This is a genomic window from Peribacillus sp. NPDC055009 (genome assembly GCF_053608705.1).
Genome location: NZ_JBSGVZ010000008.1, coordinates 202,824 through 218,218, shown reverse-complemented (window position 1 = coordinate 218,218; position 15,395 = coordinate 202,824). Strand labels below are relative to the sequence as shown.

The following is a 15,395-nucleotide window of genomic DNA, read 5'->3' as shown; positions in this document are numbered from 1 at the left end:
TTTTTCGCGTCCTGCTTAGAAAGCCTCGGGATAAAAAAATAAAGGCGCGCAAAATAAAAAACATATTTCTTGCCTTATAAGATTTTCAGATTTATAATGTGAAAGTAGCAATTGCAGTTAATTCGAGATATATGGATTAAATGCTATTTTTAAAAAAACAAACAATAATAACAATTGGGGGAACAAAAATGTCTAAAGTATTATTTGTTAAATCAAATGACCGTCCAGCGGATCAAGCAATCAGTGTCAAAATGTATGAAACGTTTTTGAACACATATAAGGAAGCAAATAGTAACGATGAAATAACTGAATTGGATTTATTTAAACTGAACTTACCTTACTACGGAAATACAGCGATCACTGCCCTATATAAACGCAACCAAGGCATGGAATTGACTGAAGAAGAAGTGGAGATTGCCGATATCGTGCAACAATACTTGAATCAATTCCTTGCTGCCGACAAAGTGGTATTTGCCTTCCCGCTATGGAACGCAACGGTTCCGGCACCATTGGTAACTTATATCTCTTATCTTGCTCAAGCGGGAACAACATTCAAATATACAGCTGAAGGCCCAGTCGGTTTAGCTGGTGGTAAAAAAGTGGCGTTACTTAATGCACGCGGATCAGATTATGCATTGCCTGGAATGGATGCTGCTGAAATGGCAGAGAAATACGTAACGATGAATTTAAACTTATGGGGCATAACAAACCCAGAAACAGTTGTAATCGAGGGACATAATCAATATCCAGATCGCTCTCAGGATATCGTTGCAGAAGGATTGGCGAAAGTTGCTGAAACTGCAGCAAAATTCTAATTGTAAAAAGAAAAACCAGTATGTATTTTTAGCATACTGGTTTTTCTATGCAGATTTTTCTGAAAGTCGATTATAATAAAGGGTAAGCTATTAAGGATGAAAGGAAGTGCAGATAATATGCAAACGTTTAAATCACGTGACGAAATAAAAATAGAAGAAACATGGAACTTAGAGGATATTTACGATGATCAAACTATCTGGGAAAAAGATTATCAAGAAGTCCTGAAGATGGCAGAAAAATTAAAAACTTATGATGGTCGGATTCAGTCAGCTCAAGATTTGTTCGATTATTTACGATTAAGTGAGGAACTTGGGTACATTTATAACAAGCTATATGTATTTGCCATGCTGCAAGCTGATTTGGATACTCGGGTAACCTCATCACAAGCATTATTGGATCGGGCTGGTAAGTTAGGGCAGAAAATCAGTAATGCTTCTGCATTTTTCATGCCGTTTCTTTTGAGCCTGGAAGAACACACATTAAAAGGGTACATAAATGAAATCGAGGGTTTGAAATATTTTGAGGAGGATTTACTTGATTCCTTCCGCTATAAAGCCCATGTGTTAACGAAAGAACAAGAAGAGGTACTTTCCCAAATAGGCGAAGCCTTTTCAGCACCTCAAAAAACGTTCGGGATGATAAACAATGCTGATATAAAATTTGGGGAAGTTACAAATGAAGACGGCGAGAGGGTAGAGCTGACAAGGGGAATGTATTCCAAATTGATTGAAGACGATGATCGCGATAAAAGAAAAGAGGCTTATTTCGCCTATTATCAGCCATATGTACAATTGAAGAATACAATCGCTTCCACACTTTCCACTGCAATCAAGAATAATGTGAATCTTTCAAAACTAAGAAATTATCCATCAGCCTTGGAAAAATCTCTATTTGGAGATCAAGTTCCAAAAGAGGTTTATGATAATTTGATTATGTCTACTAAACAAAATATCGGGCCCATGCATAAATATATTCATTTAAGAAAAAAATTGCTTGGTGTAGAGGAATTGCGTGCCTATGATTTAAGTGTGCCATTAGTCGAAGGCGCTAAAGAGGAGATTTCTTACGATGATGGTTTTTCTTTGATGGTTGAAGCACTGAAACCTCTTGGCGAAGAATATATCACAATCCTGAAAACCTTTAAGGAAAAAAGATATATCGACGTAAGGGAAACACCTGGAAAACGGTCAGGTGCTTACAATTTAGGACTTTATGGTGTTCATCCTTTCATTTTATTAAATCACCGTGATGATTTAGACAGTGTGTTTACACTTGCACATGAATCTGGACATGGAATGCATTCATACTATAGTTCAAAATATCAACCGCAAATAAGTGCTGGGTATTCCATTTTTGTCGCTGAAGTTGCTTCCACTGTGAATGAAATCCTTTTGATTCGCCATTTGATTAAGACTACAAAAGACGTGCAGAAGAAAAAACACTTACTTAACCATTTCATAGATAGTTTTAAAGGAACATTCTTCACACAGGTAATGTTTGCGGAGTTCGAAAAGGTCGTACATGAAAAAGCTGAAAATGATGAACCTCTAAATGCCGAGGTTTTTAATACAGCCTATGAATCAATATTTCGTGCTTATAATGGAGATGAAATAATTTTCGATGAAGAAGTGAAGTATGGCTGGTCACGTATCCCACACTTTTATCGTCCATTTTATGTCTACAAATATGCTACTGGTTACGTTTCAGCCATCACCATCGCTGATAAAATCCTCTCAGGGGACCAAAAAACACTTGAAAGTTACTTGACCTTCTTGAAAAGCGGGAGTTCCGATTTCCCATTGGAGCTGCTTAAGAAAACAGGCGTAGATTTAACTAAACCTGATCCAATCGAAAACGCAATGAAGATTTTCAGCAATCTTGTCGACCAATTCACTGAGTTGACAGAAGGCTAATCTAAACCATTTCTTCCAAAAGAGCCCATGGTATGATTTTATGAAAAATGCTATAGTTAAAACATTGGCGTAGGAGAGGCCCAATCTATTGATTGGGCCTTATTTTATATGCTTAAGAAACAGGTATCGCGCAAAAAGTCTTGGTAACAGCGTTATTTTCTACTTCGGAGCCTAGCCAATGGGCCAGTTTCTTTGTACTTCAATGGCATATTTTGTGAGGAAAGTGAAAAATGAATTCGACAGTTAATTATATAAAAGAATGGCAGCAGGCGCTTCAACTTGAAATCCTGCATTTGAAAAAATATGGCAGCACAAAATACCTGATTTCGAACGGCCATCTGCTTACAGGTGGCGATTCTTTCAACTATTATTTCGAAACAGGTTCATCGATAAAAATCCCTGTCGGTTCCCTCGTTCGACTGGAATGGGGAGGGATTAAGCAAGAGGGGAGAATCCTCTCATCGGAAGGGAAAAGTATAATCATTGTTTTTGATCGTTCGCTAGGCGATATGATCGATGAAGCCTTTTTATACCACGACCCTTGGGAATTGCTTGAGCAATTGATCATCCGCCTGGATGAAATCAAGAGAAGCAAAAGGAAAAGGCTTAGGATCAAGCGCCTGATGGATCCGTCCATGCCGCAAAAACATCCTTTAATTGAAAAACAAAGCAGCGTAAAAGAATTATATGCCCGCTCGAAATTCAACCCTGTCACTTTTGTTTGGGGACCCCCTGGAACAGGAAAAACCTATACATTGGCTCGTACAGTAGCCAATCATTATTTACAGGATAAAAAAGTTCTGGTTTTGTCCCATAGCAACCAGGCTGTCGATGTTTTGATGGCTGAAATTTCGTCATTCATTAAAAAGAAAGATCGTTTCAAAGAAGGCGATGTGCTTCGCTATGGATCTCAAATCGGTGAATCACTAGCCATCCATGATGATATTGTTACAGGGCAATTATTAGGTAAACATGAACCGACATTAGTTAAAGAAAAAGAAGAGCTTGGCGAAGAGAAACGTCTGTTAAAGCATGACTTGGCAGGGTCCTTCAGTAAAAGGGATACAGATCAATTAATTGAGATAGAGAAAAAGCTGGCCAAAGTCTTGGAGAAAATCCGCCAAAAAGAGATTCAATTCGTAAAAGAAGCAAAAGTCATCGGAACGACCTTGGCTAAAGCCGCAAATGATGAAACGGTTTATCAAAAGGAGTATGATCTGGTCATTTTGGACGAAGCGAGTATGGCATACGTACCTCAGGTGGCTTTTGCTGCAGCGTTAGCCAAGCATATTATCGTTTGTGGTGATTTCAAACAATTGCCACCTATTGCTTCGGCTCGTGATTCCCTAGTGAAACTTTGGCTGAAGGAAGACATTTTTCATCGCGCTGGTGTCGCCCAGTCTGTTGAAGAAGGAGAACTTCATCCCCATTTATTCCTATTAAAGGAACAGCGCCGCATGCATCCGGATATTTCAGCATTCACTAATCGTGTCGTCTATAACAATTTTGTTGGCGATCATAAAAGTGTTGCGACCAGCAGGGAGGGAATAATGCTGGCGGAACCATTTGCCAATAAGGCAGCGGCACTGCTCGATACTAGCTTAGCAGGGGAATATTGCATCACTGAACGGACATCCCACTCGAGAATGAATATATGGCAATTGCTTTTATCTTTTCAACTGATTCATGAAGCTTATGTGGGCGGGGCAAGGTCAATCGGTTATGTCGCCCCATATCGTGCCCAGGCAGATTTGATGGAAAAACTATTGGATGACTTATATGACAAAGAACGGCAAACGGCGGATATCATCGCTGCAACTGTACACCGTTTCCAGGGAAGTGAACGGGAGATGATGATTTTTGACACAGTTGATAGTTATCCGCAAAACAGGGCTGGAATGTTATTGACAGGGAGAGAAAGTGAAAGGCTCATTAACGTGGCCATAACAAGGACTAAGGGTAAGTTCGTACATGTATGTGACACTTCATTTGTTAACAAACACGTTTATCGCAGCAAAACACTTCGTCAGCTTGTCGATCATCAAATTCAAAATGATCAGATTGTATCAAAGAAAGACATTGGAAAATGGGTAAAACATCAGCATCCGAAATTACAATGGATGCATGCCCGTAAATTGGGGGACTTTCAGGAAGATATTGAATCAACAAAACTAGAGATGGTTTTTGCTGTTCCGGATTTGAACAGTTTGTCAGAAGAATGGCAGCAATATTTAATGAAACGAAACCCTGCAGTGAAATTGACGATCATTTCAGCAAAAAGAAACCCTGATATCCACTCTGATCAATTTATTTGTTCACCTGTTTCCTTTTCGTTTATCATCTTGGATAAACGAGTTGTCTGGCTAGGGCTGCCCGTAGAGTCCAATAATCGGGTCCAGCCTCCATATATAGCGGCTCGTTTGGATTCAAAAATCATGGCAGATGAATTACTATCTCAATTCAAAAAAAGTGAATAGCTCGGGAAAGGCCCTTAATAAGGGCTTTTCTTCATTTACATATATATACTTAAAAATACCTCGATAGAATAAAGTGATAAGTCCTTGATCTACCAGCCGTTAATAATATATTAAAGCAAACACCTCGTTAGAATATATGATAGCTCCATACTCCCCAATTTGAATTCAACTCCTTATATTTTTTGCTAAAGGCTGCAAACTAAAATAACAAAGCAAGCATTTCAGGGGACTTTCGAATAGTTATGATTTACCATTAAGCTACGAAAGACAAGAAAGGAGGTAACAAAATGAAACTTAGCATTTTGGATCAATCACCAATTGCATCAGGACAATCAGCACAAGAAGCCTTGCAAGCTTCACTGCAACTCGCACAAGAAGGAGATAGACTTGGTTATAGCAGAATCTGGTTAACTGAACATCATGATCTCCCGGGATTGGCATGTTCCGTTCCAGAGGTTTTGATAAGCTATATTGGTGCACAAACAAAAAATATCCGGATTGGTTCAGGGGCAGTGCTGCTTCCACATTATAAGCCATACCGTATAGCAGAGACTTATAATATGCTAGCTACTCTTTTTCCTGGCCGGATTGATATGGGAATCGGGCGTGCTCCTGGTGGATCTGCCGAAGCAACGATGGCATTATCCGATAATTTTCTGCAGAATGTTTACAAAATGCCTGAACTAGTTCAAGAACTGTTGAATTTTCTAAAAGATGAATTTCCGAATGAACATCCATTTTCAAATGTCTCTGCTGCTCCTATCCCAAAGGTGCCGCCTGAACCATGGATTTTGGGAACAAGCGGGAAAAGTGCAAAACTTGCGGCTGAGAATGGAACTGCATACGCATTTGGTGAATTCATGAGTGAAAATGATGGAGTTCAAAGCTTTCATCAGTACCGTGAACACTTTCAAACAAAAGGGTTTGTTAAAGAACCTAAAACTATTGTTACAGTTTCGGCCATTTGCGCAGAAACGGAGGAACATGCGAAAGAAATCGCCCTTAGCAACATACTATGGAAAATTCAAAGTGGACATGGTGAAAGAAAGCAGGTTCCAAGCATAGAAGAGGTAAGGAACCATGATTGGACTGAAAAAGAAAAAGCACTGATGGAAACCATGCATGAAAAACTGATTTTTGGTACCCCTTCACAAGTAAGGTATCGTCTTTTGGAGATTCAGGAGAAATATCAAGCAGATGAAATCATGCTGATAACCATCACTCATAAGTTGGAGGATAGGCTTAATTCGTTTCGTTTGATTGCCAAGGAAATTCTTAACAGTTAACTCCTTCGAGCATTTTGTGTGCATTTTGTGTGCATTTTCTATATGATGGCTTTGCGTCCAATTTATCATAATTGAAAGAAAGAAGATGAAGATATGAATGCTGATCAACATGCAAAAAAACTTAGCGACATTTCTTTTTCCGTTCTGGACCTAGCTTCTATTGTTGAAGGTGGTACAGTTTCGGGAGCTTTTAAAAATACAGTAGAATTAGCCAAGCATGTGGAGCAATGGAATTATAATCGTTTCTGGGTTGCAGAACACCATAGCATGCCAGGAATCGCAAGCTCTGCAACGTCAGTGCTTATAGGCTATGTGGCAGGAAAGACGGAAAGAATTCGTGTCGGTTCTGGAGGCATTATGCTGCCGAATCATGCACCGCTCGTTATCGCAGAACAATTTGGTACATTGGAAGCAATGTATCCTGGTAGAATAGATTTAGGACTGGGCCGTGCACCGGGAAGCGACCAATATACAGCCATGGCACTCAGGGGTGATGTACGTAATAACGGTCAGGATTTTCCTGAACAATTGGCGCAGCTCCGTAGTTATTTGGATGCGGATTCCAAACATAACCGTGTTCGCGCCATCCCTGGCGAAGGACAGGATATTCCGATTTGGCTACTTGGTTCAAGCGGCTTCAGTGCAGCATTATCAGCACAGCTGGGATTGCCATTTTCATTTGCAAGCCATTTTTCCCCTGAAAATACTCAACCGGCTTTAGCCCGTTACCGCAATAATTTCCAGCCATCCGACGTTCTTGATAAACCTTATGTCATGGTTGGTGTCAATGTATTTGCAGCTGATACTACAGAAGAAGCGCAAAGGATTGCTACTTCTTATCAACAGCAGTTCTTGAATTTAATACGTAACACGCCCGGTCAACTTGCTCCTCCAGTTGATACAATGGAAGGCCTTTGGACAGAATATGAAAAGGCCATTGTCATGAAGCAGCTGAACGCTTCCATCATAGGAAATCCAAAAGAGGTAAAAGAGCAGTTGCAGGCATTTTTAAATGAAACACAGGCGGACGAAATGATTATAAACTCTGCCATTTATGATCAGGATGCACGCCTTCGTTCTTATGAAATCATTGCAGAAGTTACTGGAATGAAATAAGTGTCAAAGAATGAGCTTGCAGATTCCGTGTCTGCAAGCTTTTTTATAAAATACATACCGATTTACTTCATAAACAAAGTCAGGAGAGAAGAATGAAACGAGAAGATCCTTTATCCTTAATATTTCACTTCACAGATAAACAAGGTGACAGCAGGCCTCTATATTTTATGAACCCGAAAAAAGTGTTCACCGCCCATACAATTGAGGATGTCATTCCCCAATTCCAAAAAGTCCAGGAAGCGATAGAACAGGGGCATTATGCAGCGGGATACGTTTCCTATGAAGCGGCACCTGCTTTTGAAAAATCTTTTAAAGTAAAAGATGGAGCCAAAATGCCATTATTATGGTTCGGGATTTTCGATAAACCTGAAGAAGAATTACCTGAAAAAATGACAGGGGCTTTTAATTTAGCTGAATGGCAATCAGAAACGGACTCACATAACTATCATTCCGGGTTTCAAAGGATCAAATCGGAAATCGAGAAAGGCAATACATATCAAGTCAATTACACGATGCGTTTACAATCCAGGTTCGAAGGAGATGACTTCGCTTTCTTTGATCGCTTGAAGAGAGCTCAACGCTCAAACTATAGTGCATATTTGAATGTGGGGACACATCGAATCCTATCGGCTTCACCCGAATTGTTTTTCCGTTGGGAAGATGGTCAGCTGATTACTCGGCCAATGAAGGGAACGGTAAAGCGGGGAACGACACTGAAAATGGATCAGCTTAATGCTGAATGGTTAGCAGCCTCGGAAAAGAATCAAGCTGAAAACTACATGATTGTTGACCTGCTCAGAAATGATTTGGGAATGATTGCAGAACCAGGAAGCGTCAAGGTTCCACAGCTAAAGGCAATTGAAAAATATCCGACTGTTTGGCAAATGACATCCACGATTACGGCCGATACGAATCCAGGAACAACAATCATCGATATATTCAAGGCCCTTTTCCCTTGTGGATCGATAACAGGGGCACCTAAAATTAAAACGATGGAAATCATCGCTGATATCGAGAATTCACCACGTGATGTTTATTGCGGTGCAATCGGGTTCATCACACCTGAATCCGAAGCAATCTTTAATGTGCCGATTCGTACGGTCATGATCGATAACGAAACTGGAAAAGCCGAGTATGGGGTAGGCGGGGGAATCACTTGGGATTCCGAGTTATCGGAAGAATATGACGAAGCGTTTTTAAAAGCCAAATTATTGACGGTGGAAAGGCCAGCTTACAAACTATTGGAATCGATGAAGCTCAGCGATGGCGAATATTATTTGTTGACTGATCATATCGATCGGATGAAACAATCCGCTGATTACTTCGATTACCGGTTCCCTGAATTGAATCTTAGAGATCAACTCCAAAAGTATGCGGATATGAATCAAGGGACGTTACAAAAGGTGAGGGTATTACTTCATGAAAATGGTGAAATTGAAGTCTCTGGACAAGCAATCAAGCCCCTTGATTCAGAATTTATGGCCATCTTGGCTGAAACTCCAATATCAAGCGCAAATCCATTTCTATTTCATAAGACCACCAATCGTGATGTATATGAAGGCTTTCAAATGAATAATCCTGACTTCCAGGATGTTTTGCTTTGGAATGAAGAAGGATTCATAACGGAATTCACGAACGGAAATGTAGTGGTGAAGATAAATGGTGACCTCTATACCCCTCCGGTGGAAGCTGGTCTGCTTGCTGGAACATTTCGTCAAGACCTGATCAGGAAGAAGGAGATCAAGGAAAAACCCATTTCAAAAGCTGACCTTAATAACGCTGAGGAAATTTGGTTTATTAATAGTGTGCGTGGGAAATTAAAAGTGAATTTGACTTTCTAAGCTGATTATTCGTAAAAAAGTGAAAATTGTAATCTTTATTGCTGTTTGTTGAGTTATAGTAGATGATGAAAACTACATTTCCGGGAGGGACTGCTGTGGAGATGCATAAAATCGCAGGCTTATCGATCATGGATTGGAAAGCGAAGGATCCTATACTTAATAATGTGATAAAGATGAACGAAGTCTTCTGGACGAATCCAAATTACGGTAACAAGCAAGAAAACCCAATCGTCCAAGCTGAACAAGTTAAATCTGCTGAAGAAAGATTAAATAGATTTGCCGAGTATATTATTAAAGCCTTTCCAGAAACCGAACCACTGGAGGGGATCATTGAATCACCACTAGTCGAGATTCCTTCCATGCAAAAAAACTTGGAAAAATCCTATGGAACTAAAATGGCTGGGAATCTTTTGCTAAAATGTGACAGTCATTTACCAATATCAGGTTCCATCAAGGCTCGCGGAGGTATTTATGAGGTCTTAAAACGTGCTGAGGAAATAGCAATGAAGCATGGTGGATTAAAACGGACTGATAATTATGGGATACTTGCAAGTGATGAATACAAAGAGCTTTTTTCAAAATATTCGATTGCAGTCGGTTCAACCGGCAATTTAGGAATGAGTATTGGAATAATAAGCGCTAAGCTGGGATTCAAAGTAACGGTCCATATGTCGGCAGATGCCAAAAAGTGGAAAAAGGATAAATTAACAAGTCTTGGAGTCATTGTAAAGGAATATGATGATGATTATAGTAAAGCTGTAGAAGAAGGTCGTAATGAAGCATCACTTGATCCCGATTGCCATTTTATTGATGATGAAAATTCAATGGATCTACTGCTAGGTTATGCGACAGCTGCAACGCGCCTGAAGAAACAACTGAAAGATATGTCCATACCAGTAGACGAAGATCACCCTTTGTTTGTGTACTTGCCATGCGGAGTCGGCGGCGGGCCCGGTGGTATTACATATGGGCTCAAGCTAGCCTTTGAAGATAATGTACATTGTTTTTTTGCAGAGCCGACACATTCACCATGCATGACGCTCGGATTGATGACAGGCCTTCATGACAAAATCTCGGTGCAGGACTTTGGCATCGATAATAAGACGGAAGCGGATGGTCTTGCTGTCGGAAGGCCTTCAGCATTGGTTTCCCGTATGATGACGACCATGTTAAGCGGTAGCTATACCATAGAGGATAAAAGGTTATTTGATCTGCTCAGGGGAATGGCAGAGACGGAAGGTCATTATTTAGAGCCATCTGCCCTCGCAGGAGCATTCGGTCCGATACAACTTTTTAAAGCTGCAGAAGGAAAGAAATATCTCATGGACCAAAAACTGGTGGATAAAATGAACCAGACCACACATATCATCTGGGCGACCGGCGGGAGCATGGTACCAAAGGATATGATGGACCAGTATTTATCTAAAAGTTAAAGATTCACTAGAGTTAATTAATCAAACTGTAGACAAACTCGAATAAAAGCGAGTTTGTCTGCAGTTTTTTTAGCCAAAGCAGTTTATTCGACCGTTCAGGTAGTTTATTCGACCTACACCGCAGTTATTCGACCGTTCACGCAATATATTCGACCTACACCGCAGTTTATTCGACCGTTCACGCAATATATTCGTCCTACACCGCAGTTATTCAACCTACACAGTGCATTATTCGACCTACACGCAATATATTCGACCTACACGCAATATATTCGACCTACACCACACATTATTCGACCGTCAACGCATTTTGCGGTCCCCGAGCCTTCATTTTGCGGACCATATATTGAAACCGATCCCTTCCGCCAACTTCCTGCCCAGCCTCCTCGCGGCTAACCAGTCATTCGGCAAGAGTGTGTTCAATCCATTATGGTTTCATTCCAAATAAAAGTCTTGTTTAAAATCATGAAAGGAACCAGAATGAGACCTTTCCGAATCCCATTTTATCGACAAGCTTAAAGAAGCTCACGAAAGTGAGCTTCTTTTTTCTTTATAAACCCCATGAGTTCAATAAAAGGTGAATGGCTTTTTCCAATTCGGATTCAGGGATCCCTGCAAAGCCCAATATAATTTTTGGAGGATGTTCGTCAATTTTCTCGATTGAATATGTTGATAATCCATAAATTTTAATATGGTCTTCGTTTGCCTTTTGAATAAGTGTCTGTTCATCCATGCCGTTCTTAACGATGAGGACTATATGCAATCCTGACCGCTCTCCAATGATTTTTATTTGTTGATGGGGTTTAAATAGATCAATCACTTTATCCAACTTCCGACGGTACACTTTCCTCATCCGATTTAAATGCTTTTCAAAATCCCCTTCCTTCATGAACTGTGTCAACACATGCTGATCAATCCGTGAAACGGTTGAATGGTAAAAAGATAATTCCTTTTGATGCATTTGTAACAATGGAGCGGGAAGAACCATATAACTGATCCGAATTGATGGCATCAATGATTTTGAAAATGACCCTAAATAAATCACCTTATCACCAGCATCCATACTTTGTAAGGAAGGAATTGTTTTTCCACTATAACGAAATTCACTATCATAATCGTCTTCGATAATATAGCGGTTTGCTGCCCCTTGAGCCCAGTTCAACAATCGCGTCCGTCTGTTAACGGATAGGATTGTCCCATTAGGGAAGTGATGTGAGGGAGTGACATACACAACGTCGATGTTTGAATCTTCAATTTGGTTCACCTTTACGCCTTCTTCATCAATTTGCAGTGGATGGACTTCATTTGGGTAGCTGCGTAAAATCCGATGAATCAAGTGATACCCGGGATCTTCAACACCATAGATGGCATTTTTATCGAATAGCAGGACAAGCTGCTGTAATAAAATTTCCATTCCTGCACCAATGATGATCTGTTCTGGAACACATTGTACACCACGTGCATGATACAAATAATGGGCAATTTCACATCGTAATTCATATTCCCCTTGAGAATCCCCAAGTAATAGAAGATCTTGATGTGATTCATCGATTTTGCTTTTCATGTATTTTCTCCATTTTTCAAATGGGAAATGTTCCGTGTCAATTTGGCTGGGATGAAAATGATATAGCAATTCCCCTTCTTTATGATTGATTTGTTCCACTGATACTTCGTTAGGTTGTGTATACTCTAAATCCTCGAATGTTTGAATATAGTACCCTTTTCTTGGTATGACTTCAACGTATCCTTCAGCAGTCAATTGTTCATATGCAGTCTCCACAGTATTTTGACTTATTTGAAGGAACTCTGCCAATTTCCGTTTGGAAGGCAGTTTTGTGCCGTAAAGAAGACGGCCTTCAATGATTTCTTTTTTAATATATGAATATAATTGTTCGTACAAAGGTACTTCACTTAACCGATTTAAATCGCAAGAAAGCATATTCATTTTGTTGCCACCTTTTTGATAAATTTTTACTGACCCCATTAAATTTATTAAAACTGACACTTTCAATGCGGTCAACTCTTTTTTATACTAAGCCTAACAAATCTAAAAAATGCAAATATTAGGGGGAAGAAAAAAATGGAAAAATTATTAGGAACTGACACAGTAAAAAGAGGAATGGCACAAATGCAAAAGGGTGGCGTGATCATGGACGTCATTAACGCAGAACAAGCAAAAATCGCAGAAGCATCTGGTGCTGTCGCTGTCATGGCATTGGAAAGGGTTCCTTCCGACATCCGTGCTGCTGGCGGCGTAGCAAGAATGGCAGATCCGCGAATTGTCGAGGAAGTAATGAATGCAGTGTCCATCCCGGTCATGGCTAAAGCAAGGATTGGCCATATCGTTGAATCAAGGGTCCTGGAATCAATGGGAGTGGATTATATCGATGAAAGTGAAGTGCTGACTCCTGCGGATGAAGAATATCATATTCTAAAAAGTGATTTCACAGTACCTTTCGTTTGTGGCTGCCGTGATTTAGGCGAAGCTGCGCGCCGTATTGGTGAAGGAGCATCAATGCTTCGTACAAAAGGAGAACCAGGAACAGGTAATATTGTGGAAGCTGTGCGTCATATGAGAAAGGTACAGTCACAAATTCGCAAAGTGAGCATCATGAGTGATGATGAATTAATGACAGAGGCAAAAAATCTTGGAGCCCCTTATGAAATTTTAAGAGAAATCAAACGCACAGGTAAATTGCCTGTAGTTAACTTTGCAGCCGGCGGAATTGCCACTCCAGCAGATGCTGCATTGATGATGGAATTGGGAGCAGATGGCGTTTTCGTTGGGTCTGGTATTTTTAAATCTGAAACTCCAGAAAAATTCGCCTCCGCAATCGTTCAAGCGACTACATATTTCACGGATTATGAATTGATTGGCCGGTTGTCCAAAGAGTTAGGAAGTGCAATGAAAGGAATTGATATTTCCAAACTAGCTCCAGCAGAACGGATGCAGGAACGTGGATGGTAATATGATAACTATCGGTGTTTTGGGATTACAGGGAGCGGTTGAAGAACACTTGAATCAAATCAAAGCTGCCGGCGAACAAGCAGTTATAGTAAAAAAGCCGGAGCAGTTGCTGGAAATCGATGGTTTGATCATTCCGGGCGGAGAAAGCACGACGATGAGGAAGCTAATGGATCGTTATGGATTTATGGAACCGGTCAAAACTTTCTTCGAAGATAAAAAGCCAATTTTCGGTACATGTGCTGGGATGGTATTGGCGGCCAATGAATTGACTGGCGATGAGAAGGCCTATCTTGGACTAATGGACATTTCCGTGAAAAGGAACGGATTTGGACGTCAAAAGGATAGTTTCGAGGCTGAACTATCAATCAAAGGAATGGAAACTCCTTATAAGGCAGTTTTCATCCGGGCGCCATTTGCTGATGGAATTGGAGAAGGTGTAGAAGTATTGGCTGTTTATGAAGAGAATGTAGTGGCTGCGAGACAAGACCATGTCCTCGTTAGTGCGTTTCATCCAGAATTAACAGGTGATGATCGTTTTATGCAGCTTTTCATTGAAATGGTGAAGACATCCATAAGTAAGGCCGAATTGAAAACCTGTTAAAAAATGAAGCTGTCCTATTAATAGGACAGCTTTACTTTTGAAAGCTCAAAACCCTATATAAATACATATTGCTTGAATTATATATTCCTTACTTTTATAATAAAAAAAGTAAGTAAACACTCACTAAATTTGGTGTTGAAAGGGGAATGTATATGACAGCAAGAGTTGCAGTTATTACAGGAGGAGCAAGCGGTATTGGCCGAGCCACATGCTTGAAATTAGCAGCAAAAGGGGACAAGGTCGTTGTTGCGGATTTTAATGAAGAAATGGGACAGGAAACCGTTGAACAGATAACAGCGGATGGCGGAGAGGCCATTTTTGTAAAAACGGATGTTTCTAAGCAGGAAGATGTTGAATCCTTAATCAATAAAGCAGCGGAAACATTCGGAAGGATCGATATCATGTTTAATAATGCCGGCATCGGTGCAGGCGGTATGATCCTCGATCAAGATATGGAGGGTTACTTCAAAACGATTGGAGTGAACCAACACGGAGTTGCCTTTGGAATCATGGCAGCAGGACGGAAAATGAAGGAGCTAGGTAACAAGGGGGTCATTATTAATACCGCTTCTGTGTTTGGCTACTTAGCTTCCCACGGAACCTTTGCCTATCAGGCGACTAAAGGAGCTGTAAGAATGATGACACAGACCGCCGCTTTGGAATTGGGTGCTTATGGCATACGGGTAGTGGGCATTGCGCCAGGCGGGGTTGACACTCCTATCATTCAAGGCTATAAAGATATGGGAATCATCGATAAATTGAATGCAAGTCAAATGCGCGGTAAATTAATTAAGCCAGAAGCCGTTGCAAATGCCGTCTATCTATTATCGTTAGAGGAAGCTGATGCGATCAATGGAAGTGTAGTCATGGTCGATGATGGCTATGCATCCTTTAAGTGATTTTCTGTAAAAGAAAACTTCGTCCCAATTTAGACGATGTTTTCT

General features: G+C 40.4%; 11 protein-coding genes. 10 read left to right on the top strand and 1 reads right to left on the bottom strand.

The annotated features are described in order from the left end of the window. Window positions 1-140 precede the first annotated feature (140 nt). From ACWF5P_RS14670 to ACWF5P_RS14640, 7 genes are all read left to right on the top strand, one after another. On the top strand, window positions 141-815 hold the full coding sequence (locus tag ACWF5P_RS14670; protein ID WP_452445005.1) for an FMN-dependent NADH-azoreductase: 675 nt from the start codon (window positions 141-143) through the stop codon (window positions 813-815). Window positions 816-932: 117 nt separating this feature from the next. Further along, on the top strand, window positions 933-2,729 hold the full coding sequence (pepF, locus tag ACWF5P_RS14665; RefSeq protein ID WP_452445004.1) for an oligoendopeptidase F: 1,797 nt from the start codon (window positions 933-935) through the stop codon (window positions 2,727-2,729). A gap of 230 nt (window positions 2,730-2,959) precedes the next feature. Then, on the top strand, window positions 2,960-5,206 hold the full coding sequence (locus tag ACWF5P_RS14660; protein ID WP_101225400.1) for an AAA domain-containing protein: 2,247 nt from the start codon (window positions 2,960-2,962) through the stop codon (window positions 5,204-5,206). A gap of 287 nt (window positions 5,207-5,493) precedes the next feature. Further along, entirely contained in the window at window positions 5,494-6,492 is a 999-nt protein-coding gene (locus ACWF5P_RS14655) for an LLM class flavin-dependent oxidoreductase (protein ID WP_230175896.1), read from the top strand. Between the two features lie 93 nt (window positions 6,493-6,585). Beyond that, complete coding sequence (locus tag ACWF5P_RS14650) at window positions 6,586-7,608, top strand: LLM class flavin-dependent oxidoreductase (RefSeq protein WP_230175897.1); 1,023 nt, start codon at window positions 6,586-6,588, stop codon at window positions 7,606-7,608. A gap of 92 nt (window positions 7,609-7,700) precedes the next feature. Continuing rightward, window positions 7,701-9,449: an aminodeoxychorismate synthase component I gene (pabB, locus tag ACWF5P_RS14645; RefSeq protein WP_434167015.1), complete on the top strand. Its 1,749-nt coding sequence runs from the start codon at window positions 7,701-7,703 to the stop codon at window positions 9,447-9,449. A 101-nt stretch (window positions 9,450-9,550) separates the two neighbouring features. Then, the gene (locus ACWF5P_RS14640; RefSeq protein WP_452445013.1) at window positions 9,551-10,882 is read left to right on the top strand and encodes a D-serine ammonia-lyase; all 1,332 of its coding nucleotides are present in this window, start codon (window positions 9,551-9,553) and stop codon (window positions 10,880-10,882) included. Between the two features lie 550 nt (window positions 10,883-11,432). Here ACWF5P_RS14640 and pdxR read toward each other — a convergent pair. After that, entirely contained in the window at window positions 11,433-12,827 is a 1,395-nt protein-coding gene (gene pdxR, locus ACWF5P_RS14635) for a MocR-like pyridoxine biosynthesis transcription factor PdxR (RefSeq protein ID WP_452445003.1), read from the bottom strand. 135 nt (window positions 12,828-12,962) lie between these two features. Between pdxR and pdxS the strand changes: the two genes are divergently transcribed. The 3 genes from pdxS (at window position 12,963) to ACWF5P_RS14620 (ending at window position 15,350) form a co-directional block, all read left to right on the top strand. Further along, window positions 12,963-13,850: a pyridoxal 5'-phosphate synthase lyase subunit PdxS gene (gene pdxS / locus ACWF5P_RS14630; RefSeq protein ID WP_101225395.1), complete on the top strand. Its 888-nt coding sequence runs from the start codon at window positions 12,963-12,965 to the stop codon at window positions 13,848-13,850. 1 nt (window position 13,851) lies between these two features. Then, entirely contained in the window at window positions 13,852-14,451 is a 600-nt protein-coding gene (gene pdxT, locus ACWF5P_RS14625; RefSeq protein ID WP_260357991.1) for a pyridoxal 5'-phosphate synthase glutaminase subunit PdxT, read from the top strand. A gap of 152 nt (window positions 14,452-14,603) precedes the next feature. Then, complete coding sequence (locus ACWF5P_RS14620) at window positions 14,604-15,350, top strand: SDR family oxidoreductase (protein WP_434167013.1); 747 nt, start codon at window positions 14,604-14,606, stop codon at window positions 15,348-15,350. Window positions 15,351-15,395: the final 45 nt, after the last annotated feature.

Bases quoted from the DNA above. Each gene is read 5' to 3' on its own strand.
- ACWF5P_RS14670 (WP_452445005.1), top strand. From the start codon at position 141: ATGCTATTTTTAAAAAAACAAACAATAATAACAATTGGGGGAACAAAA.
- pepF (WP_452445004.1), top strand. From the start codon at position 933: ATGCAAACGTTTAAATCACGTGACGAAATAAAAATAGAAGAAACATGG.
- ACWF5P_RS14660 (WP_101225400.1), top strand. From the start codon at position 2,960: ATGAATTCGACAGTTAATTATATAAAAGAATGGCAGCAGGCGCTTCAA.
- ACWF5P_RS14655 (WP_230175896.1), top strand. From the start codon at position 5,494: ATGAAACTTAGCATTTTGGATCAATCACCAATTGCATCAGGACAATCA.
- ACWF5P_RS14650 (WP_230175897.1), top strand. From the start codon at position 6,586: ATGAATGCTGATCAACATGCAAAAAAACTTAGCGACATTTCTTTTTCC.
- pabB (WP_434167015.1), top strand. From the start codon at position 7,701: ATGAAACGAGAAGATCCTTTATCCTTAATATTTCACTTCACAGATAAA.
- ACWF5P_RS14640 (WP_452445013.1), top strand. From the start codon at position 9,551: ATGCATAAAATCGCAGGCTTATCGATCATGGATTGGAAAGCGAAGGAT.
- pdxR (WP_452445003.1), bottom strand. From the start codon at position 12,827: ATGAATATGCTTTCTTGCGATTTAAATCGGTTAAGTGAAGTACCTTTG.
- pdxS (WP_101225395.1), top strand. From the start codon at position 12,963: ATGGAAAAATTATTAGGAACTGACACAGTAAAAAGAGGAATGGCACAA.
- pdxT (WP_260357991.1), top strand. From the start codon at position 13,852: ATGATAACTATCGGTGTTTTGGGATTACAGGGAGCGGTTGAAGAACAC.
- ACWF5P_RS14620 (WP_434167013.1), top strand. From the start codon at position 14,604: ATGACAGCAAGAGTTGCAGTTATTACAGGAGGAGCAAGCGGTATTGGC.